We start from the raw sequence: 15,947 nt of genomic DNA, 5'->3' as shown, positions 1-15,947 counted from the left end.
GGGGTTACTTCGTTGATGCTCTTTCTATTAGTTCTGTGGCAATCGTTATTTTTCTTGCCACAGGTGCCTGTTCATGAATCAATGAAAGAATCGTCTCAACAGCTAACTCGCCCATCCATTCTGTATGGACTTTTATTGTGCTTAGTGGCGGACTAACATATTTTGCCACACTGATATCATTAAAACCCACTATAGAAATATCCTCTGGTACATTAAGTCCAGCTTCTTGAATTGCTTTTAAAGCACCTACTGCTAAAGCATCACTCGAGGCAAAAAAAGCACTTGGATATTCCTTTGGTTCTTGTTTCAAAAATTGTTTCATCACTTCATAACCATCGACAACAGTAAATGGTGTTTTCAAGACATACGCTTCATTAAACATTTTTTTGTGGGACAGCATTTCTTTAAAGATTGTTAGTCGCTTATCTTCAAGCAGTTTATGGCTTCCTCGGGTGTACTCTTGCCCAGCGATTATACCAATTTGTTGATGACCATGTTGGATCAAGTATGTTAAAACAGATGACATACTTTGCTGAAAATCGATGACTAAAGAATTATAGCCTAAATCCAAAGCATCAAAATCCACAAACAAAAGATTGCTGCTGATTTCAAACAAAGCATCCGCTTGTTCTTTCGTAAACTTCCCTAATGCAAGAATTCCATCTACTTGCTCGCTGTCTAGTTCCTCTAAAGAACGCTTAAGCAACTCAAGTCCAAGTTCTTCTGCTTTTTTCTCAATCCCTAACCGAATAGATAAATAATAAATATCTTCTAATTCTTCAACTTCATCATACCATTGAATAAACAAGATTTTAGCTTTCGCATTTTTAGTATTTTTTTTGTGCTTCGTATAATTTAATTCTTCTGCTGATTCAAATATTTTTTGCTTAGTATCAATACCGACTGAAAGATCAGGATCATAATTTAGTACTCTTGAGACCGTAGCTGGCGAAACCCCTGCTAATTTTGCGATATCCTTGATTGTTGCCATCTTTTCACCTGCCTTCTTTTTATAGAGTATCAATGAACCGTTTAAAAGCGGCTTGTCCTTCAGTCGTTTGCTTGTAAACCCCTGCATCAGCTAAAACTCGGGCAAATATCTGTCCCACTTCTTTTTGGATGATCTCTTTTGCATTTTCTTCACAGAAGATATGCGTTTCTTTCATTTGATCAGCCCACGGTATATGATAATCTGCGATATGATTTTCTCTAGCTAAAACATAGTTTTCTACTTCTTGCAATTCCTCATTTAAACGTGGCGGTAGCACTGCTAGCCCCATCACTTCAATCAAACCAATATTTTCCTTTTTAATATGCTGAACATCTTTATGAGGATGAAAAATTCCATCTGGATGTTCAACAGAAACATTGTTGTCACGTAAAACCAAATCCATTTCAAATAATTGACCTTTACGACGGGCAATTGGCGTTATCGTGTGATGAGGTGTTCCATCTGCTGAAAATGCTCGAATCGATACATTCTCATCAGAATAGTTCCGCCATTTTTCTAAAATCAACGAAGATGCTTCAACCAAGTCTTCTGAATTAGGGCTTTGCAAGCGAATCACAGACATCGGCCATTTGACGATTCCAGCATTCATTAAAGGATAGTCGCTTAATTCAAAGTATTGTTTGATCTCTGCTTTTTCCATAGGGAAAACATGCCGTCCAGCTTGATAATGATCATGAGTCAAAATCGATCCGCCTACAATCGGTAAATCAGCATTAGAACCTACGAAATAATGAGGTAATACTTCGATGATTCTGGTCAGACGCTTAAATGTTTCTTTTGAAATTACCATAGGGCGATGCTCTTCTGACAGAATAATTGAATGCTCATTATAATAGGCGTAGGGTGAATATTGAAAACCCCAACTTTCTCCATCCAAATTCATCCGAATGATTCGGTGATTAGTTCTAGCTGGATGATTGACCCGTCCTTTGTAGCCTTCATTTTCCATGCACAAAACACATTTAGGATAATTAAGCTGACTCATTTGGCGTTCTGCTGCAATTTGTTTTGGGTCTTTTTCTGGTCTTGATAAATTGATCGTAATCTCCAGTTGACCATACTCTGTTTCCACCGAAAAAACATTATTTTTAGCAATTGCTCTTGTTTTGATGTAATCATTCTCTTGGCTAAGTTTATAGAAGTAATTGGTCGCATCAGCTGGATCTTTTTCATAGTATTGAGCAAAAAGAGCATTGACGACTGAAGGAGGTGGCGTGAGAAAATCCATCAATTGCGCTTCGAAAATTTCTAAATCAGTTGCTTCTTCTTTAACCATTCCATTTTTTATAGATTGAGCGACTAATTCATCCAATAATTCCAATGATGACTTTGTCACCACTCTTGGAGAAACAGGTTCTAAAGATTCCTCTCCAATTACTGCCAGCACACGATTTTGTAAATAAAGACGATCTAGCTCCATCCATCCTCCAGCTTGAATTGCTAGCGTCACAAAATCCGTAATAGTTTGACTAATTGACACAACGTTTCCTCCTAATTTGAAGAGCTAAACAGGCTCATTTTGTTCTGTTTAAAAATAAGGGGCACTCTTTAGACTACATTTATTTTTATATCTTCTCAGTGAGACTAGCCTATTGACCTAGAAAGAACCATAGCCTTTTGGATGACTGACATGCCAATCCCAAGCAGTTTTGATTATCTGATTGATATCTGTAACTTGAGGTTGCCAATCTAAAACCGCTTTGGCTTTTTCACTAGAGGCAACTAATTTGCTTGGATCACCTAAGCGACGTGGCAATATTTTAGCTGGAATTTCCTTACCCGTTACTTCTCTGGCAGCTTCTAACATTTCTTTAACCGAATACCCCGTATTGCTACCTAAATTGAAAATATTACTTTCATTGCCTTTTTGCAAATAATCCAACGCTGCAATATGAGCCGCAATCAAATCTTCAATATAAACATAGTCACGAATACATGTACCATCTGGTGTATCATAATCATCACCGTAAATCCCTAAATACTCTCTTTGCCCTAACGCTGTTTGTAAAATAATTGGAATCAAATGTGTTTCTGGATCATGATCTTCACCAATCGAGGCATCTGATTTAGCTCCAGCAACATTGAAGTAACGCAATGCAACATAACGCATATCGTATGCTTTATCACACCATTTCATCATTTTTTCCATCATTAATTTACTTTCACCATAAGGGTTTTCGGGATTTGTTGGCATCGTTTCTACAATTGGCATTTCTTTAGGCTCACCGTATGTCGCTGCCGTCGAAGAGAATACAATATGTTTAACATCAAATTCTTCCATGACTTCCAACACGTTTTGTGTGCCTTGCACATTATTGTTAAAGTAGACCAATGGTTTTTCTACAGATTCACCAACTAATGAACTTGCAGCAAAATGGATCACACCATCTATTGTTTCTTTTTTAAAAACATCTTGCATAAATGACTTATCTCTAATATCTCCTTGATAAAATGTAGCTTTTTTATGGACTGCTTGTGCGTGACCTGTCTGCAGATTATCGACAACTACTACTTCGTATCCTTTATTGATTAACTGATCCACTGCATGAGAACCGATATAGCCTGCCCCACCTAAAACTAAAATTGACATGATAATGCCTCCTAATTTGATCGTCTTCTAAACTAACACGATTATTTACATATTCTTCTATTTTACAGCTTTCTAGCCCCATCATCAACATTAGCAACATAAAAGTCTGCTGAGTAACCAATTTGCTCTTGATAAGCTTGTCCAACTTTCTCAATAAAATGAGCCAGTTCAGTTTCTTTTACTAATGCAATTGCACAACCGCCAAAACCTGCTCCTGTCATCCGGGCACCTAATACACCAGCTTGTTTCTGAGCGGTTTCCACTAAGGTGTCTAGTTCAATACCTGTCACTTCATAATCATCTCTTAAAGAAGCATGAGATTCATTTAGTAATTGACCAAAACGGTTTAAGTCATTTACAACAAGTGCATTTTTGGCTTTGATTGTTCGCTGATTTTCAGTTACTGCGTGCTTAGCTCTTTTAATCAAGCGCTCATCGGCAATGACTGTTTTATTTTGTTCAAAAGACTCTTCCGTTAATTCTCCCAATGCTTCGATTGGTAAAATAGTCTGTAAACGACTCAACGCCAGTTCACACTCCGCTCGACGTTCATTATATTTTGAATCGGCCAATTCTCTGCGCTTATTTGTATTCATGATTACAATAACATACTCCCCAAACTCTGCTGGTACCAGTTCATAATCTAGTGTATTAGTGTCTAATAATATAGCATGATCTCGTTTCCCCATACCGATTGCAAACTGATCCATAATGCCCGAATTCACACCAATAAAATGATTTTCAACACGTTTTCCAGTAATCACTAAATCCAACATTTTAACATTCAAAGCAAATAAATCATCTACAATAACGCCTGTTAACAACTCGATCGAAGCAGATGACGAAAGGCCTGCACCATTTGGAATCGTGCCGTAAAAAAGAATATCCAAGCCTGTATCTATAGAATGCCCTTGCTCGATTAAATAGTGAATCATTCCTTTGGGATAATTTGTCCAATCATGCTCTTTTTTGTAGGCTAAATCATTCAACGACAGCTCAATAATACCTAACTCAGAAAAATTTTCCGAATAAAGACGAATGATTTGATCCTCTCTTTTTCTAGCAACACCATATGTTCCAATCGTAATAGCTGCTGGGAAAACAGATCCACCATTATAATCTGTATGTTCCCCAATCAAATTTATTCTTCCAGGAGCAAAAAAGATTTCTTCAGACTCAATTCCAAAAACAGTATGAAACAACTCTTTCAATTTATTTTCCACTATTATCACCTCTTCATTTTCTTTAGTAAATTAATTGTAAAACATTTACTAAATTTTTTCAACTATTTTCGTAAAACGTTTACAAAAAAATAACTACTAAGCGAGCTTAATGGACTTTTGCCACTATCTATTGGATTTTTTTCTTACTTTAGTTCATAATAGAGGTGTCTAAATAACTGAGAGGAGAATGTATATGAAAAAATTTATTTCAGGTATGCTTGTGGGAACAGCTGTAACTTGTGCTGCTGTTGTCGGATTTGCAGCTACTATCAAGAAAACAGTTCTTGATCCAATCGAAGAAAAAGAAGATATGATCGAGGAAAACCGTAAAAAAGCAATGCGTAAACGCATTTCTCGATAATACGAAGAGCTATACAAAACGCTTGGCTCTCACAAAAATCAAGAATCCATCTATGGAACGATCTTTGTTCCATAGATGGATTCTCTATTTCCCTTGAAAGTTGGTTTGTGTAGCTAGATAAACGAAAAGAGAAATAAACCGTTTAACTCTGACTGAAAAATAGAAAAACCTGTTTGTGATGTATTTTATCACGAACAGATTTTATCTTTTTTCCGATGAGTTGGTTTATGTCGCTAGACAAACGAAAAATCAACTAAGCCAGGCAGCTCATCTGAAAACACAAGAGAAAACAGCGTTTCACTCTTTGTTGTTTTCTCTTGTGTTTATTTTGCCTTCAAAAATGCTTCTAGCAATTAGATCAGCTTCTCTTAAATTCCAAGGATCCGTTCCCGGTCTAGAAGTAGCCGCAGTTAACCAATGAACCCCTTCGGTTGGAATCCCATAACAAAATAATCCAGTAATTACTTTTTTTGATTGCGATTGCATCTGATTCGTCTTTGACTCCACTGCAAGTGCACCAGTAAAATAGATATCGCCCGTTTCTAATTTCAATTGATGTAAGCTTGCCATTCCATCTCTTAAAAGCTGTTGAACCAGAGGATTCAAACTAAATTGATTGGCTGTTTTTGGCAATCTAGCTTCTATCAAAAAGTGGGTTTTGAATTTTTGCAATGGATAGTTTTTAGAAAAACCAACAAACCGACCCGCTTCTGTTACTACCTCCATTTTCGGTCCGAGAAGCGTCACGACCCCAGCATTGATCAACGCTTTAAGTTCCGCAATTCTTTCTAAAGGAGGGCCAATCGATAAAAAAGCATTCAAGGGAGTGAACCAATCCCACAGCCATGTTTTATACTCATCATTTGAAAACAGTTCATGATCTTGCATAAAACGAACTTCATCTCGCAAATCTTTTAAACTATCCAACGCTGCTGCAAAAGGTCCGGATATCGTACCTTTTTTTGCCTCTTCAAAATCCCAATTTAAATAATCAACAATAAATGCTTGAAAAGAATCACCTTCTCTTACAGCTTTCTCTGGTTGTTGAATAATAGACCAATCCCAAAAATATTTTTTTTGAATGCCATATTTTACAAGAATCGAATCCTCGCCTCTTGTACGAATAAACTCTTCATTAAAACGCGTCTGATTCACATAAGGATATTCCGCAACGATCAATGCCGAATAATAAGCAAACTCTACTTCTTTTTTTAAGAGTTCAAAAAACTGTTCCGCAGAAAATTTGCCTTTTCTCTTAAACTTATTCAAGCTTTTTTCTTTTAGAAATCGTGGTTGGTATTCCTCTCCGTAGCCTTTTTGATTGATACCTCTAGCATGATAAGGAATGCCGCGACCAGATCCAACAATGATTTTAGGTTCTTTGCCAGAAGGAAGATAAATCAACTCTCCATCTTTTTCTGTAAACTCTCCACCACGATCACTTGTCAGCAAAGTGAGATAATCATAGAAAACCAAGCCTAATCCTCTAATCAAAACAGGTGTGTTCTCTGTAATTGCCTCAAGGTAAGCATCCGCTGCATTTTTAGGAGAAGAGTAAAAAAGTCGATGATCACTTGCAAAAGCAGCCAACTCTTTCTCTTTACCAATTAGTTCATTTTCTTGATGACCTAATGCTAAAATGACTGTGTCTACGGTTGTTTCCACTGCTTTTGTATAAACTAAAAATTTATCCTCCTGCATTTTTACAGCTCGAACGGTATCTTTAAAAAATTTTACAGATGTCTGCTCAGTCATTCTAGTCTGCACATATTCATAAAACCATTTTTGATATAAACCATAAAAAACGCGTGAACAATGATCATTTGGACCTAAGTTACCACACTCTTCAAGTAATTTTGATCTGTTTTCAACATTATGTTTTTTAATAAACTCAGTTGCTTCACTTTGAGCCCATTCATACAGATTAGGCCCCTTAGCCACAGGACCTTTTGTACTCATTGTTTCATCTGTAAATAAAGTGACATGAGAGGCAACAGAATTCATTAATAAGGACAAGGGTTGATCTTCTCGCCATACTTTCCCCCCTGGACCATAAGGATCGAACATTGTGATCTGAATTACCTGCTCTTCTCTTGACCATTCAACGATTCTCTCAAAAACTGAAAGTCCTCGAGGCCCACCACCAACAATCGCTATTTTCATAAAATTCCTCCTTTCAGTTTATTCTCTTTTCATTCATTGATTTATTTTTTCTAAAATTTTCTGAAGTACAACAGCATTATTGTGTACCTCATCCTTGGCCCCATAGACTAGTGTAAGCACTGGATGTTTTTCCATCAAGTGAATAAGTTTTTGAAGTGCATCCTTCGTTTCACCCAGTTGTAATTCAATTAGATATTTTTCTTTAAATACAGGGAATTTATCTGGGTCATGATTAAACCATTTCCTAAGCTCATTACTAGGTGCGATTTCTTTCAACTACAAATCCAACTGTTCTTTTTCTTTGGACATACCTCTGGGCCACAGACGATCAATTAGTATTCGATAGCCGTCAGCATCCTTAGCTTTTTTGTAGGCTCTTTTGATTTGAATCATACTAATCACCTCATCTATATTTTATCCTAATTAATAAAAAAAGAAACGATTTACGATTTTTCTCTAGAAGAAAAAGCACAGAGAAGTAAACGTTGTCCAATTTTGAACCATCGTCTATCTCTCTGTGCTTTATTGATTAAGCATTTTTCTTTTTCGTTTTTCCGGTCCAGCCTTCATAGCCACCTTTTAAAATATAAAGATCTTTATAACCATTTTTGCGTAATTGATTAGCAGTACGAATACTTAATGATTTTTTTTGATCATAAATATAAACAGGTTGATCCTTACGAATTGAATTCATCGTTGTTTTGATTGTTGTATATGGCATGTTGCGCGCGCCAAGAATATGACCTGCATCGAATGAGTCTTTTTCACGGACATCAATGATTTGAGCTTTTCTCATGCCTTCTTTAAATTCTTCTTCCGTGATCGTTTTGGCAGAGCGTTTTGCCATGATTCTAAGATATAACTCATTGATTCCCATTGCTAGTAAAATTGTCAATAAAACTCCGTTGATAATCCATAAAACGTTCATTCCAAAATCCCTTTCTTACTCTTTCTCCATAAATTGTAACGCCAGTGAAGCAGCACCGATAACACCAGCTTCATTGCCTAACTGAGCCAGTTTGACTTGTGTGCTGTTACGAACTTCTGGGAAAGTAAATTCTTCAAAATATGTTTGAACGCGACTACGTAAAAATTCTCCCGCCGCAGAAACACCACCGCCAATGACAACACTTGATGGATTCAATGTATTGCCGACATTACCGATTGCAAGACCTAAGAAGTAACACACACGATCAACCACCATTAAAGCAAATGGATCATCTGCTTGTGCATAGTCAAAGACATCTTTACTTGAAACATCTTGTCCATCATCGATTGCTTGTTTTAGCTGAGAATCACCTGCGTATTCTTCTGACATATGACGAGCAACCCGCACCACACCTGTAGCGCTAGAAACAGTTTCTAGACAGCCACGTTTGCCACAAGTACATTCAAAGCCACCAGGATCGACCGTTACATGCCCAATTTCTCCGGCACAACCATTAACACCATGTAATAAATTACCTTCCGCAATAATCCCACCGCCAACACCCGTACCAAGTGTGATGAAAACAACGTCTGGATTATTTTCGCCAGCACCTTTCCAGCGTTCACCTAAAGCGGCAACATTCGCATCATTATCTAAAACAAAAGGAATATTAGTTGCTTCTTCAATTTGTGCTTTTACATTTTGTTTTTTTGTCCAGTTAAGATTATAGGCACCAACTACTGTGCCCTTCTCAATATCTACACTACCTGGCGTGCCCATACCGATTCCGATAAAATCCTCATGCTTCATCTCATAAAGAGAAATCCGGTGATTGATTGATTCAATGATATCCGGCACAATATGGCGACCCTCATCCAGAATATTAGTTTCAATACTCCACTTTTGCTGAACATCTCCATCAGTTGTTAAAATCGCAAACTTAATCGTTGTTCCGCCTAAATCAATCCCAATCAATTTCTTATCCATTTACTCGGTTCCTTTCTCAGTCGCTCTGCTTTCTTCAATTCGATGTTCTCTTTGCAAAACACTTCTCGCATGGAGATACGTGTCTCGATCAATCAAGTGACCTTCATAAATATTTTTCAATTCGATCATCATCAACTCGATATCATAAATTCTGGCACCTACATAAATGTAAATGCCGAATTGTTTAAATAATTGTTGCACATCATATAGCGTTTCCATTAAATGCACTTCCCTATTATACAAGTAAACCGAATTTTTTAAAACCCAAGACTAGACAAACACCTAACAAAAACACGAAAATGATTCCGGAAATGATTCGTTCATGGATATTGAACTCATCAGAACGATCTGGCACAGCTAAAGTAGACGCGACTAAAAGCCCGCCTATTAGGCCGCCAATATGTCCCATGATATCTACAGAACTGCTAAACAAGTTAAAAATCAAGTTGATTCCAATAAAGGTTGCATAGCGTTGAACCATAAATGAAATTGCCGGATTATTTCTAAAGTGACGACCAAGAATAATAAACGCGCCAAATAGTCCAAACAATGATGTACTAGCACCCGCAGAAATACTATTTGGTGAACCAAAGGTAAAGCTAACAATATTTCCAGCCACACCACTCAACAAATAAATCAAAAGATAGCGCCAATGACCATAAATGCTTTCCACTTGAGATCCTACGTAATACAGTGTTACCATATTCACTACAAAATGCAACCAGCCGATATGTAAAAACATCGGGGTAAAGAAGCGCCAGTATTCATGTAAATAAAGGATCTCGCCTCGTGACATCGCTCCCCAGTTAACTAAAACTTGACCGTTTTCTGACCCACCAGTCAACTCCATCCCTAGAAAAACAATCGTCGTGATCCCCAGTAACAGATAGGTCACTAGTGGCTGTTTCAATATTCTTTTTATTTTCATCTGTGTTTGATAATTCATGTGTTCCTCCTAGCTGATAAATAATCGATTTACAGGCAAATCAAAAGCCTCTGCCCGCCAATTTTCTTGAATCTGTTCACTGAATACCAAACTGCAAGTTTCCCCTTGATAATGTTCTAGAAAACGATCATAAAATCCTCCGCCAAATCCAATTCGAAACCCCTCATGCGTAAAGACGATTCCCGGGACAACGATTAAGTCGATTGCTTCCTCAGAGACTGCATCTGCATCTCGCGGTTCTTCCACACCAAATGTTGTTTTTTCAAAAACAGTTTCAGAAGTTATGATATGAAATGTCAGTGCTCGATTCTTACCCGTGATTGGCATCAGCATTTGCTTACCTTCTTGCCAACCTCTATTAAGTAAAATATGCGTATCAAATTCAAAAGCAAGTGGTTTAGTGATTGCGATCGTTTCCGCATTTTTCCAACAAGGATCATTAAACAGTGTTTGGCTAATTTTCTGTTCTTTTTGCGCTTTTAATTCTGGATGTTTTTGAAGCCATTTTAAGTTTGCCAATCCTAGTTTTCTTAATCGTGTTTTTTCCACAATCAACCCTCCTGATTAGAAAAATTCCCCACAATAAATCACTTTATTTTTTTACTCCTCGATCTTTTTAACCTTACTTTGTAGTTTATAGAAAAAACCATTAAATAGCAAACAGATTTCTAGTCTTTTACGTCTAGATTTAGTCTTTTTTGCAACCAATTATCAATCGCTTTATAAACCTCGTTTTTTTCGTCTTCCAATAAAATTTCATGACGTAAATCAGTAAACAAAACAAGTGACACGTCTCTGATTCCTGCCTCATCTAGTTCTTTTGCAACTTTTCTAGGGCCTTTACCATAATCTCCTACTGGATCTTGTTCGCCACTGATCACTAAAATCGGTAAATCTTGGTCGATATTTTGCGCCCAACCATTACAATTTGCTCCGTTAACTAAACGGAATAATGTATAAAAACCATTATTAGTGAACGTAAAACCAGTTAATGGATCCTCTTCATAGTGTCTTACATTTTCTTGATTCTTACTTAACCAATTGAAATTACCCACTTCTGGAAATTGCTTGCTAAAAGAACCAAACGCCATATGATCCAGCCATTTATTTTGCTTTTCCGGGGCCGTTCTGTTCAATATTTTCGTTAGTGTAAGAGCTAATGGCAACATTGAAGCATTTTTGCCAGTTCCCATAAAAATAGCACCGCTAAGATCAGATTTATATAGTTGTAAATAATTACGTAAAGCAAACGAGCCCATGCTGTGTCCTAACATAAAATGAGGTAAATCTGGATAATTACTTTCGATCCACTCTTTGATTTGATCTATATCTTCCAATACAAGTGTTATCGGTTCGATTTCTCCAAAATAGCCCTGTCTTGGCTCATCACTTGCGACAGACTGCCCATGTCCTAAATGGTCGTGCCCTACTACAACAAAGCCCAATTCGTTCAAATATTGGGCAAAATTATGATAACGCTCAATATACTCCGCCATTCCGTGAATGATTTGAACGGTTCCAATCGCCTCTCCTTGGGGCTCCCAGCAGATAAAATGACTGGTTGTTTTTCGATCTGATGACAAAAAAGTGTTGTGTTTCATATTCTTCCCTCTTCTCAATTGATAGTATTTATTATAAAGTATTCTTAGTAAATGAAATAGTCAAATGTGCATTTTCTTTTTAAGTATTGTTTCTTTTATAACTCTTCGAAAGGGGAAAACATGAAAATTCAACTTATAGGGGCCTCAGGAACAGGTAAAAGTACTTTAGCAAAATATATTGCCGAAAAAGAACATATTAAATGGATCGATACTGATTGCTACCTTTGGCAAGATGAAACTTTTTTAGAAACTCGTCCAATCCAACAGCGGCTAAAGATGTATCAAAATGATCGAAGCGAGTTCGATCGTTTTGTTGTTTCTGGTTCTGTATTCTCATGGAATCCTACAGGCTTTATTGATCGCGATCTACTCGTTTTTCTTAGACTAGACGATAAACAGCGCTTTGAGCGTTTAATAACAAGAGAAATAGCTAGAGGCGGTATTAGCTCCCTTTGGTTAGGTGAACAAGGACACCAAACCAATGACTTTTTAGAGTGGTGCAAAACATATTATACTGCTCAAACTCCTTCAGATGTTGGGACATTTGCTGAGCATAACCATCAAATTGCTCAATCTAAAAGTCCCATTTTAAAGCTCGATAGTAATCAATCTTTAGAAGAATTATATCAAGCGATCATGGATAGCCTAAAAAATACCCCTTAATAACTAGAAGTCTCCCCAAAAAAAATAAATCAAAAACCTAACTTTTGTCAGTATATTTCCTATTACAATCCTCATCGGATAAAAGCAAAATTGACTGGTATGAGTCCGGTTCAATACCGAATTCATACCAGTCGAATGACAGGTTAATCTACGTACAACTTTTAGGGCGCACATCAGTTTGTCCCAACCTCTTTGAGTAACTTAGTAGGCATCCAATTTTTGTTTTTGCTTCTCAAACGTTTCAGTGATCTTCTTCCCAAACTGTCCTTTTACTGCTCCTTGTAACCCAGTAGTTGTTTGAGAAATTGAAGTCTTTGCTTCTTCTAATGTAGTTTTGCCTTCTGTTTTAACCTTATTTTTTTTACTGTTACTTTGTTGCAATGTCGCCATTCCTATTGCTCGAACATTCGTTTTTTGATTCTCTTTTTCAATTTTTTTTAAGAGATCATTCAGCATCTCTAACATGTTTTAACTCCTATCACTTTATTTATTTTCTTCTACCAACTTTCGGAGGTCTCTATAATATTTTTCGTCAGCATCCTCTTGCTTTTGTATAATTGCCTTACGTTCTTCACTTAATATGTGAAGGTATTCTTCTTCTCTATGTGCAAATTCTCGTAGCGCTTGATTCATTGGTTCATTATCTATAGCAAAATCATGCAGGTAATGATATAAGGATTTCCGTGACTCCTCGAAAAGTTGTTCTCCTTTTTTTCGATATGCCTTGATGTGTTGCTCTTGTTCTTCCAATTCTTGACGTGCTTTAGTATAATTTATTTTCAGCTTCTCTTCATCCAAGAATAACACCCCACTTCTATATCAGACCTTTAATTGTTGGGCTAACTCTTGATCTTTTTTAAGGACAAGGTCTATTTGCCCTTTGATTTCATTTGCTACTGTATCAAAACTTTCGCCGATTTCTTTTGCTTCATTTATTTTCTCTCTGTATTCTTCACTGGGATCACTAATCACAGTTGATTGAGTAGTACCAACACTTGATAATGCTTTTTCAATTTCAGATTCACTTAATTTAGACGCACTACCTCTTGCTTTAGTTAAACCATCATTCCATAATTTTTCAGCATCCTCTATTGCTTCTTGGTAGAGAAGGATCACGTTAGCCATTGCCAGTTTCAATGAACGCGAAGCTGTTTCTACCACAGAATTAGCCTGACTCGCATCAAGATAAAATTGTTCATTTACTGATACCCCTCCACCGCTGGATCTAAACCGCGCTTCAAGAGCTTTCAAAGCATACATACTTGCAACAAATTGTGTCATTAATACACGTTCTGCCTGTTGTCTCATCGCCTCTTTATTGTATTTATTATTAGGAATGATTAAATTCCCTTTATTATCAAATTTCCATACGCTTAAACTATGATACGTTAACGGATTATCTAGTCCCATTTCAAGACTGACTTTAATTTCCGCTCCAGTTCCATTTCCCATTAAATTACCAATCGCATTATCTCCACGATTACGATAATTGGTTAGCATCCCTGGATTATTTTTGATCCATTTTTTTGCGTCAGCAGATAATATGCCGTAAGGATCTGGACCATTAAATCCCACATTCCGCCACTCATTTTCTGCTGCAATCATTAATGCCAGATATTCTCCTAAAGAATGACCTGTGGTCGTAATAATAGCATTAGGATATTTTTCTGATATAATATCTGCAAAATCTTGGGCAGTGATTGCTTGGCCGGCAGTTTCAAGGTAGGGATTTACAGCTAACTGTTTATCTCCTCCAGCAACTGTTTGTAAATCAGTTGCACGATCTTTAGCATCAGAAAAATTCGTACCTGCATAGGCGATAACGACTTGTGAGGTATCTATATTTCCAGCATTATCCACTGGTGCTACTGCCATGGCTTGCATGCCATTTTCTGTGTTGTCTTCGATTTTTAAGATTTTGTATTTTTGAGACAAACCTTTTATATCTGCTGGATTTAAAGTTGTGCCCATTTTGGGATGAAATGGTACATCATCTTTTTTTGAGTCTATCCAATACGATATATCCGATAATCTATTATAATCCTCTTCACTAATCATATCCTACTCCTCTCCCATTTATTCTTTTTATTTGTAATAGTTCACTTTAAGTTTTTCGACTTTTTTCGATTCTTCTTTTTGATTCAGTTCTATATCATCACTACCAAAAGCCCATATTTCTTTTTGTTTAATTTTTACAGATGCTCCAACTTTCCATTTAGAATTATTATTTATATAGAAAAAGTAATTTCTATTTCCTGTTGCATCCGATTGGTTTGTTGGTGCTTTATAAAATGTGATTTCTTTTATTTCTTTATCTTCCGGATCTAGATACCTTTCTGAGAACTCCTTTGATATATTATCTTCTACTTTTTGATCTAATTCTTTTTTATCCATATAAATCTTCCCTCCAATTGCTAAACATAAGATAAGTATAATTCCTAAAATAAGAACTACTTTTTTATTCATAATATCCGCCTTTTCTATATATGAAACTTTTTTATAACGCTATGTACAGTTAGCGTATCATAAACATTCTATTCCTTACATCAATTTTTTTGATTTAACGAAAATTAATTGATAAATTATGTCTTCTACTAGGGAATTCTTCTCAAACGAGTCATTCAGTCTTTGAAAATAGAACAATTCGTACCTGCATAGGCGATAACGACTTGTGAGGTATCTATATTTCCAGCATTATCCACTGGTGCTACTGCCATGGCTTGCATGCCATTTTCTGTGTTGTCTTCTGCTTTTAGGACTTTGTATTTTTGAGACAAGTTTTCATCTTCGAAAATTTGTCCCTCTTTAACAGGTATTCGACCTTCTTTTTTTTCTCTTTCAACATCAATACTATAAGCTTTATCTGCTAAATAATTATAATCTTTATCTGTTGCCATACTCTCCTCCATAATTCACATTGACATTAATTAAATCTATAGAAATGTTTTTTTTTGCTCTCTTTTCTAAATGAAAATCATTTTCATTATAAGCTAAATGAAAATCATCCTTCTTTTCTAATGTCTTTAAATCAAATTGGACAACTGAATTTGAATTGACAGTTGCAACTATATGCCAAGAACCTGTTTCTTTTATTTGTGAAAATTCTCCAAATTCAATCTCTTTTATCTCTTTATAATTCTGAACTATAAATAATGCGATTTCTTTCTTGGCCTCTAACTCTCTTTGCTCAATTTTTTTGATTTCCATATAGTATCTCCCTCCAATTATTAAACCTAAAGTAATAATAATTCCTAAAACAAGAATTACTTTTTTATTCATACTATCCGCCTTTTCTATATAAGAAATATTTTTTTAACACCATGTACAATTATGGTATCATAAACATTCTATTCCTGACATCATTTTTTTACTTTACCACAAATTAATTGATAAATTATGTCTTCTACTAGGGAATCCGTCGCAAAATGGGCGTTTAAAGTTCATCAGTATTTGACGAACTGATACTGATGAAC

Annotated in this window: 19 protein-coding genes and 2 pseudogenes; 3 read left to right on the top strand and 18 right to left on the bottom strand. The window is 36.2% G+C overall.

The window, feature by feature from the left end; translation table 11 throughout:
• Nucleotides 1-4: 4 nt before the first annotated feature.
• From AC4BB5_RS04465 to AC4BB5_RS04450, 4 genes are all read right to left on the bottom strand, one after another.
• Complete coding sequence (locus tag AC4BB5_RS04465; RefSeq protein ID WP_490458189.1) at nt 5-991, bottom strand: LacI family DNA-binding transcriptional regulator; 987 nt, start codon at nt 989-991, stop codon at nt 5-7.
• A gap of 19 nt (nt 992-1,010) precedes the next feature.
• Entirely contained in the window at nt 1,011-2,492 is a 1,482-nt protein-coding gene (gene galT, locus AC4BB5_RS04460; protein WP_490458188.1) for a UDP-glucose--hexose-1-phosphate uridylyltransferase, read from the bottom strand.
• A gap of 117 nt (nt 2,493-2,609) precedes the next feature.
• On the bottom strand, nt 2,610-3,602 hold the full coding sequence (gene galE / locus AC4BB5_RS04455; RefSeq protein ID WP_490458187.1) for a UDP-glucose 4-epimerase GalE: 993 nt from the start codon (nt 3,600-3,602) through the stop codon (nt 2,610-2,612).
• Between the two features lie 62 nt (nt 3,603-3,664).
• Entirely contained in the window at nt 3,665-4,825 is a 1,161-nt protein-coding gene (locus AC4BB5_RS04450; protein ID WP_490458186.1) for a galactokinase, read from the bottom strand.
• A gap of 193 nt (nt 4,826-5,018) precedes the next feature.
• On the opposite strand from AC4BB5_RS04450, the gene AC4BB5_RS04445 reads away from it, so the two are divergent.
• Complete coding sequence (locus AC4BB5_RS04445) at nt 5,019-5,186, top strand: DUF3042 family protein (RefSeq protein ID WP_010760505.1); 168 nt, start codon at nt 5,019-5,021, stop codon at nt 5,184-5,186.
• A 297-nt stretch (nt 5,187-5,483) separates the two neighbouring features.
• Here AC4BB5_RS04445 and AC4BB5_RS04440 read toward each other — a convergent pair whose 3' ends face one another.
• The 8 genes and pseudogenes from AC4BB5_RS04440 to AC4BB5_RS04405 all read right to left on the bottom strand — a co-directional run bounded on the left by AC4BB5_RS04440 (nt 5,484) and on the right by AC4BB5_RS04405 (nt 11,811).
• Nucleotides 5,484-7,349, bottom strand: coding sequence for an FAD/NAD(P)-binding protein (locus tag AC4BB5_RS04440; protein ID WP_490458185.1), 1,866 nt, complete (start codon nt 7,347-7,349; stop codon nt 5,484-5,486).
• A gap of 33 nt (nt 7,350-7,382) precedes the next feature.
• Nucleotides 7,383-7,742: pseudogene (locus tag AC4BB5_RS04435) on the bottom strand (DUF488 domain-containing protein).
• Nucleotides 7,743-7,878: 136 nt separating this feature from the next.
• Entirely contained in the window at nt 7,879-8,277 is a 399-nt protein-coding gene (locus AC4BB5_RS04430) for a rhodanese-like domain-containing protein (protein ID WP_490458184.1), read from the bottom strand.
• A 15-nt stretch (nt 8,278-8,292) separates the two neighbouring features.
• On the bottom strand, nt 8,293-9,264 hold the full coding sequence (locus AC4BB5_RS04425; RefSeq protein ID WP_490458183.1) for an ROK family glucokinase: 972 nt from the start codon (nt 9,262-9,264) through the stop codon (nt 8,293-8,295).
• On the bottom strand, nt 9,265-9,483 hold the full coding sequence (locus tag AC4BB5_RS04420; protein ID WP_010760500.1) for a YqgQ family protein: 219 nt from the start codon (nt 9,481-9,483) through the stop codon (nt 9,265-9,267).
• Between the two features lie 16 nt (nt 9,484-9,499).
• Nucleotides 9,500-10,210: a rhomboid family intramembrane serine protease gene (locus tag AC4BB5_RS04415; protein WP_490458182.1), complete on the bottom strand. Its 711-nt coding sequence runs from the start codon at nt 10,208-10,210 to the stop codon at nt 9,500-9,502.
• Nucleotides 10,211-10,219: 9 nt separating this feature from the next.
• The gene (locus AC4BB5_RS04410; RefSeq protein ID WP_490458181.1) at nt 10,220-10,759 is read right to left on the bottom strand and encodes a 5-formyltetrahydrofolate cyclo-ligase; all 540 of its coding nucleotides are present in this window, start codon (nt 10,757-10,759) and stop codon (nt 10,220-10,222) included.
• A gap of 119 nt (nt 10,760-10,878) precedes the next feature.
• Nucleotides 10,879-11,811: an alpha/beta fold hydrolase gene (locus AC4BB5_RS04405; RefSeq protein WP_490458180.1), complete on the bottom strand. Its 933-nt coding sequence runs from the start codon at nt 11,809-11,811 to the stop codon at nt 10,879-10,881.
• Nucleotides 11,812-11,931: 120 nt separating this feature from the next.
• Between AC4BB5_RS04405 and AC4BB5_RS04400 the strand changes: the two genes are divergently transcribed.
• On the top strand, nt 11,932-12,474 hold the full coding sequence (locus tag AC4BB5_RS04400; RefSeq protein WP_490458179.1) for an AAA family ATPase: 543 nt from the start codon (nt 11,932-11,934) through the stop codon (nt 12,472-12,474).
• A gap of 33 nt (nt 12,475-12,507) precedes the next feature.
• Nucleotides 12,508-12,621, top strand: a pseudogene (locus AC4BB5_RS04395) (IS3 family transposase); the annotation flags it as partial.
• Between the two features lie 54 nt (nt 12,622-12,675).
• Here AC4BB5_RS04395 and AC4BB5_RS04390 read toward each other — a convergent pair.
• From AC4BB5_RS04390 to AC4BB5_RS04365, 6 genes are all read right to left on the bottom strand, one after another.
• Nucleotides 12,676-12,939 carry a hypothetical protein gene (locus AC4BB5_RS04390; protein WP_490458178.1) on the bottom strand — a complete coding sequence of 88 codons (264 nt, stop codon included), beginning with the start codon at nt 12,937-12,939 and terminating at the stop codon, nt 12,676-12,678.
• Between the two features lie 18 nt (nt 12,940-12,957).
• Entirely contained in the window at nt 12,958-13,272 is a 315-nt protein-coding gene (locus AC4BB5_RS04385) for a hypothetical protein (protein ID WP_490458177.1), read from the bottom strand.
• Nucleotides 13,273-13,293: 21 nt separating this feature from the next.
• Nucleotides 13,294-14,532 carry an alpha/beta hydrolase family protein gene (locus AC4BB5_RS04380; protein ID WP_490458176.1) on the bottom strand — a complete coding sequence of 413 codons (1,239 nt, stop codon included), beginning with the start codon at nt 14,530-14,532 and terminating at the stop codon, nt 13,294-13,296.
• A gap of 27 nt (nt 14,533-14,559) precedes the next feature.
• The gene (locus AC4BB5_RS04375) at nt 14,560-14,940 is read right to left on the bottom strand and encodes a hypothetical protein (protein WP_490458175.1); all 381 of its coding nucleotides are present in this window, start codon (nt 14,938-14,940) and stop codon (nt 14,560-14,562) included.
• 155 nt (nt 14,941-15,095) lie between these two features.
• Nucleotides 15,096-15,371 carry a hypothetical protein gene (locus AC4BB5_RS04370; protein ID WP_490458174.1) on the bottom strand — a complete coding sequence of 92 codons (276 nt, stop codon included), beginning with the start codon at nt 15,369-15,371 and terminating at the stop codon, nt 15,096-15,098.
• Entirely contained in the window at nt 15,358-15,753 is a 396-nt protein-coding gene (locus tag AC4BB5_RS04365) for a hypothetical protein (protein ID WP_490458173.1), read from the bottom strand. The genes AC4BB5_RS04370 and AC4BB5_RS04365 overlap by 14 nt, the downstream gene beginning before the upstream one ends.
• Nucleotides 15,754-15,947: the final 194 nt, after the last annotated feature.

The sequence above is a fragment of the Enterococcus sp. AMC1252 genome (genome assembly GCF_058216515.1).
The sequence above is the reverse complement of the archived record's forward strand: the minus strand, read 5'-3'. Positions and strand labels throughout refer to the sequence as shown.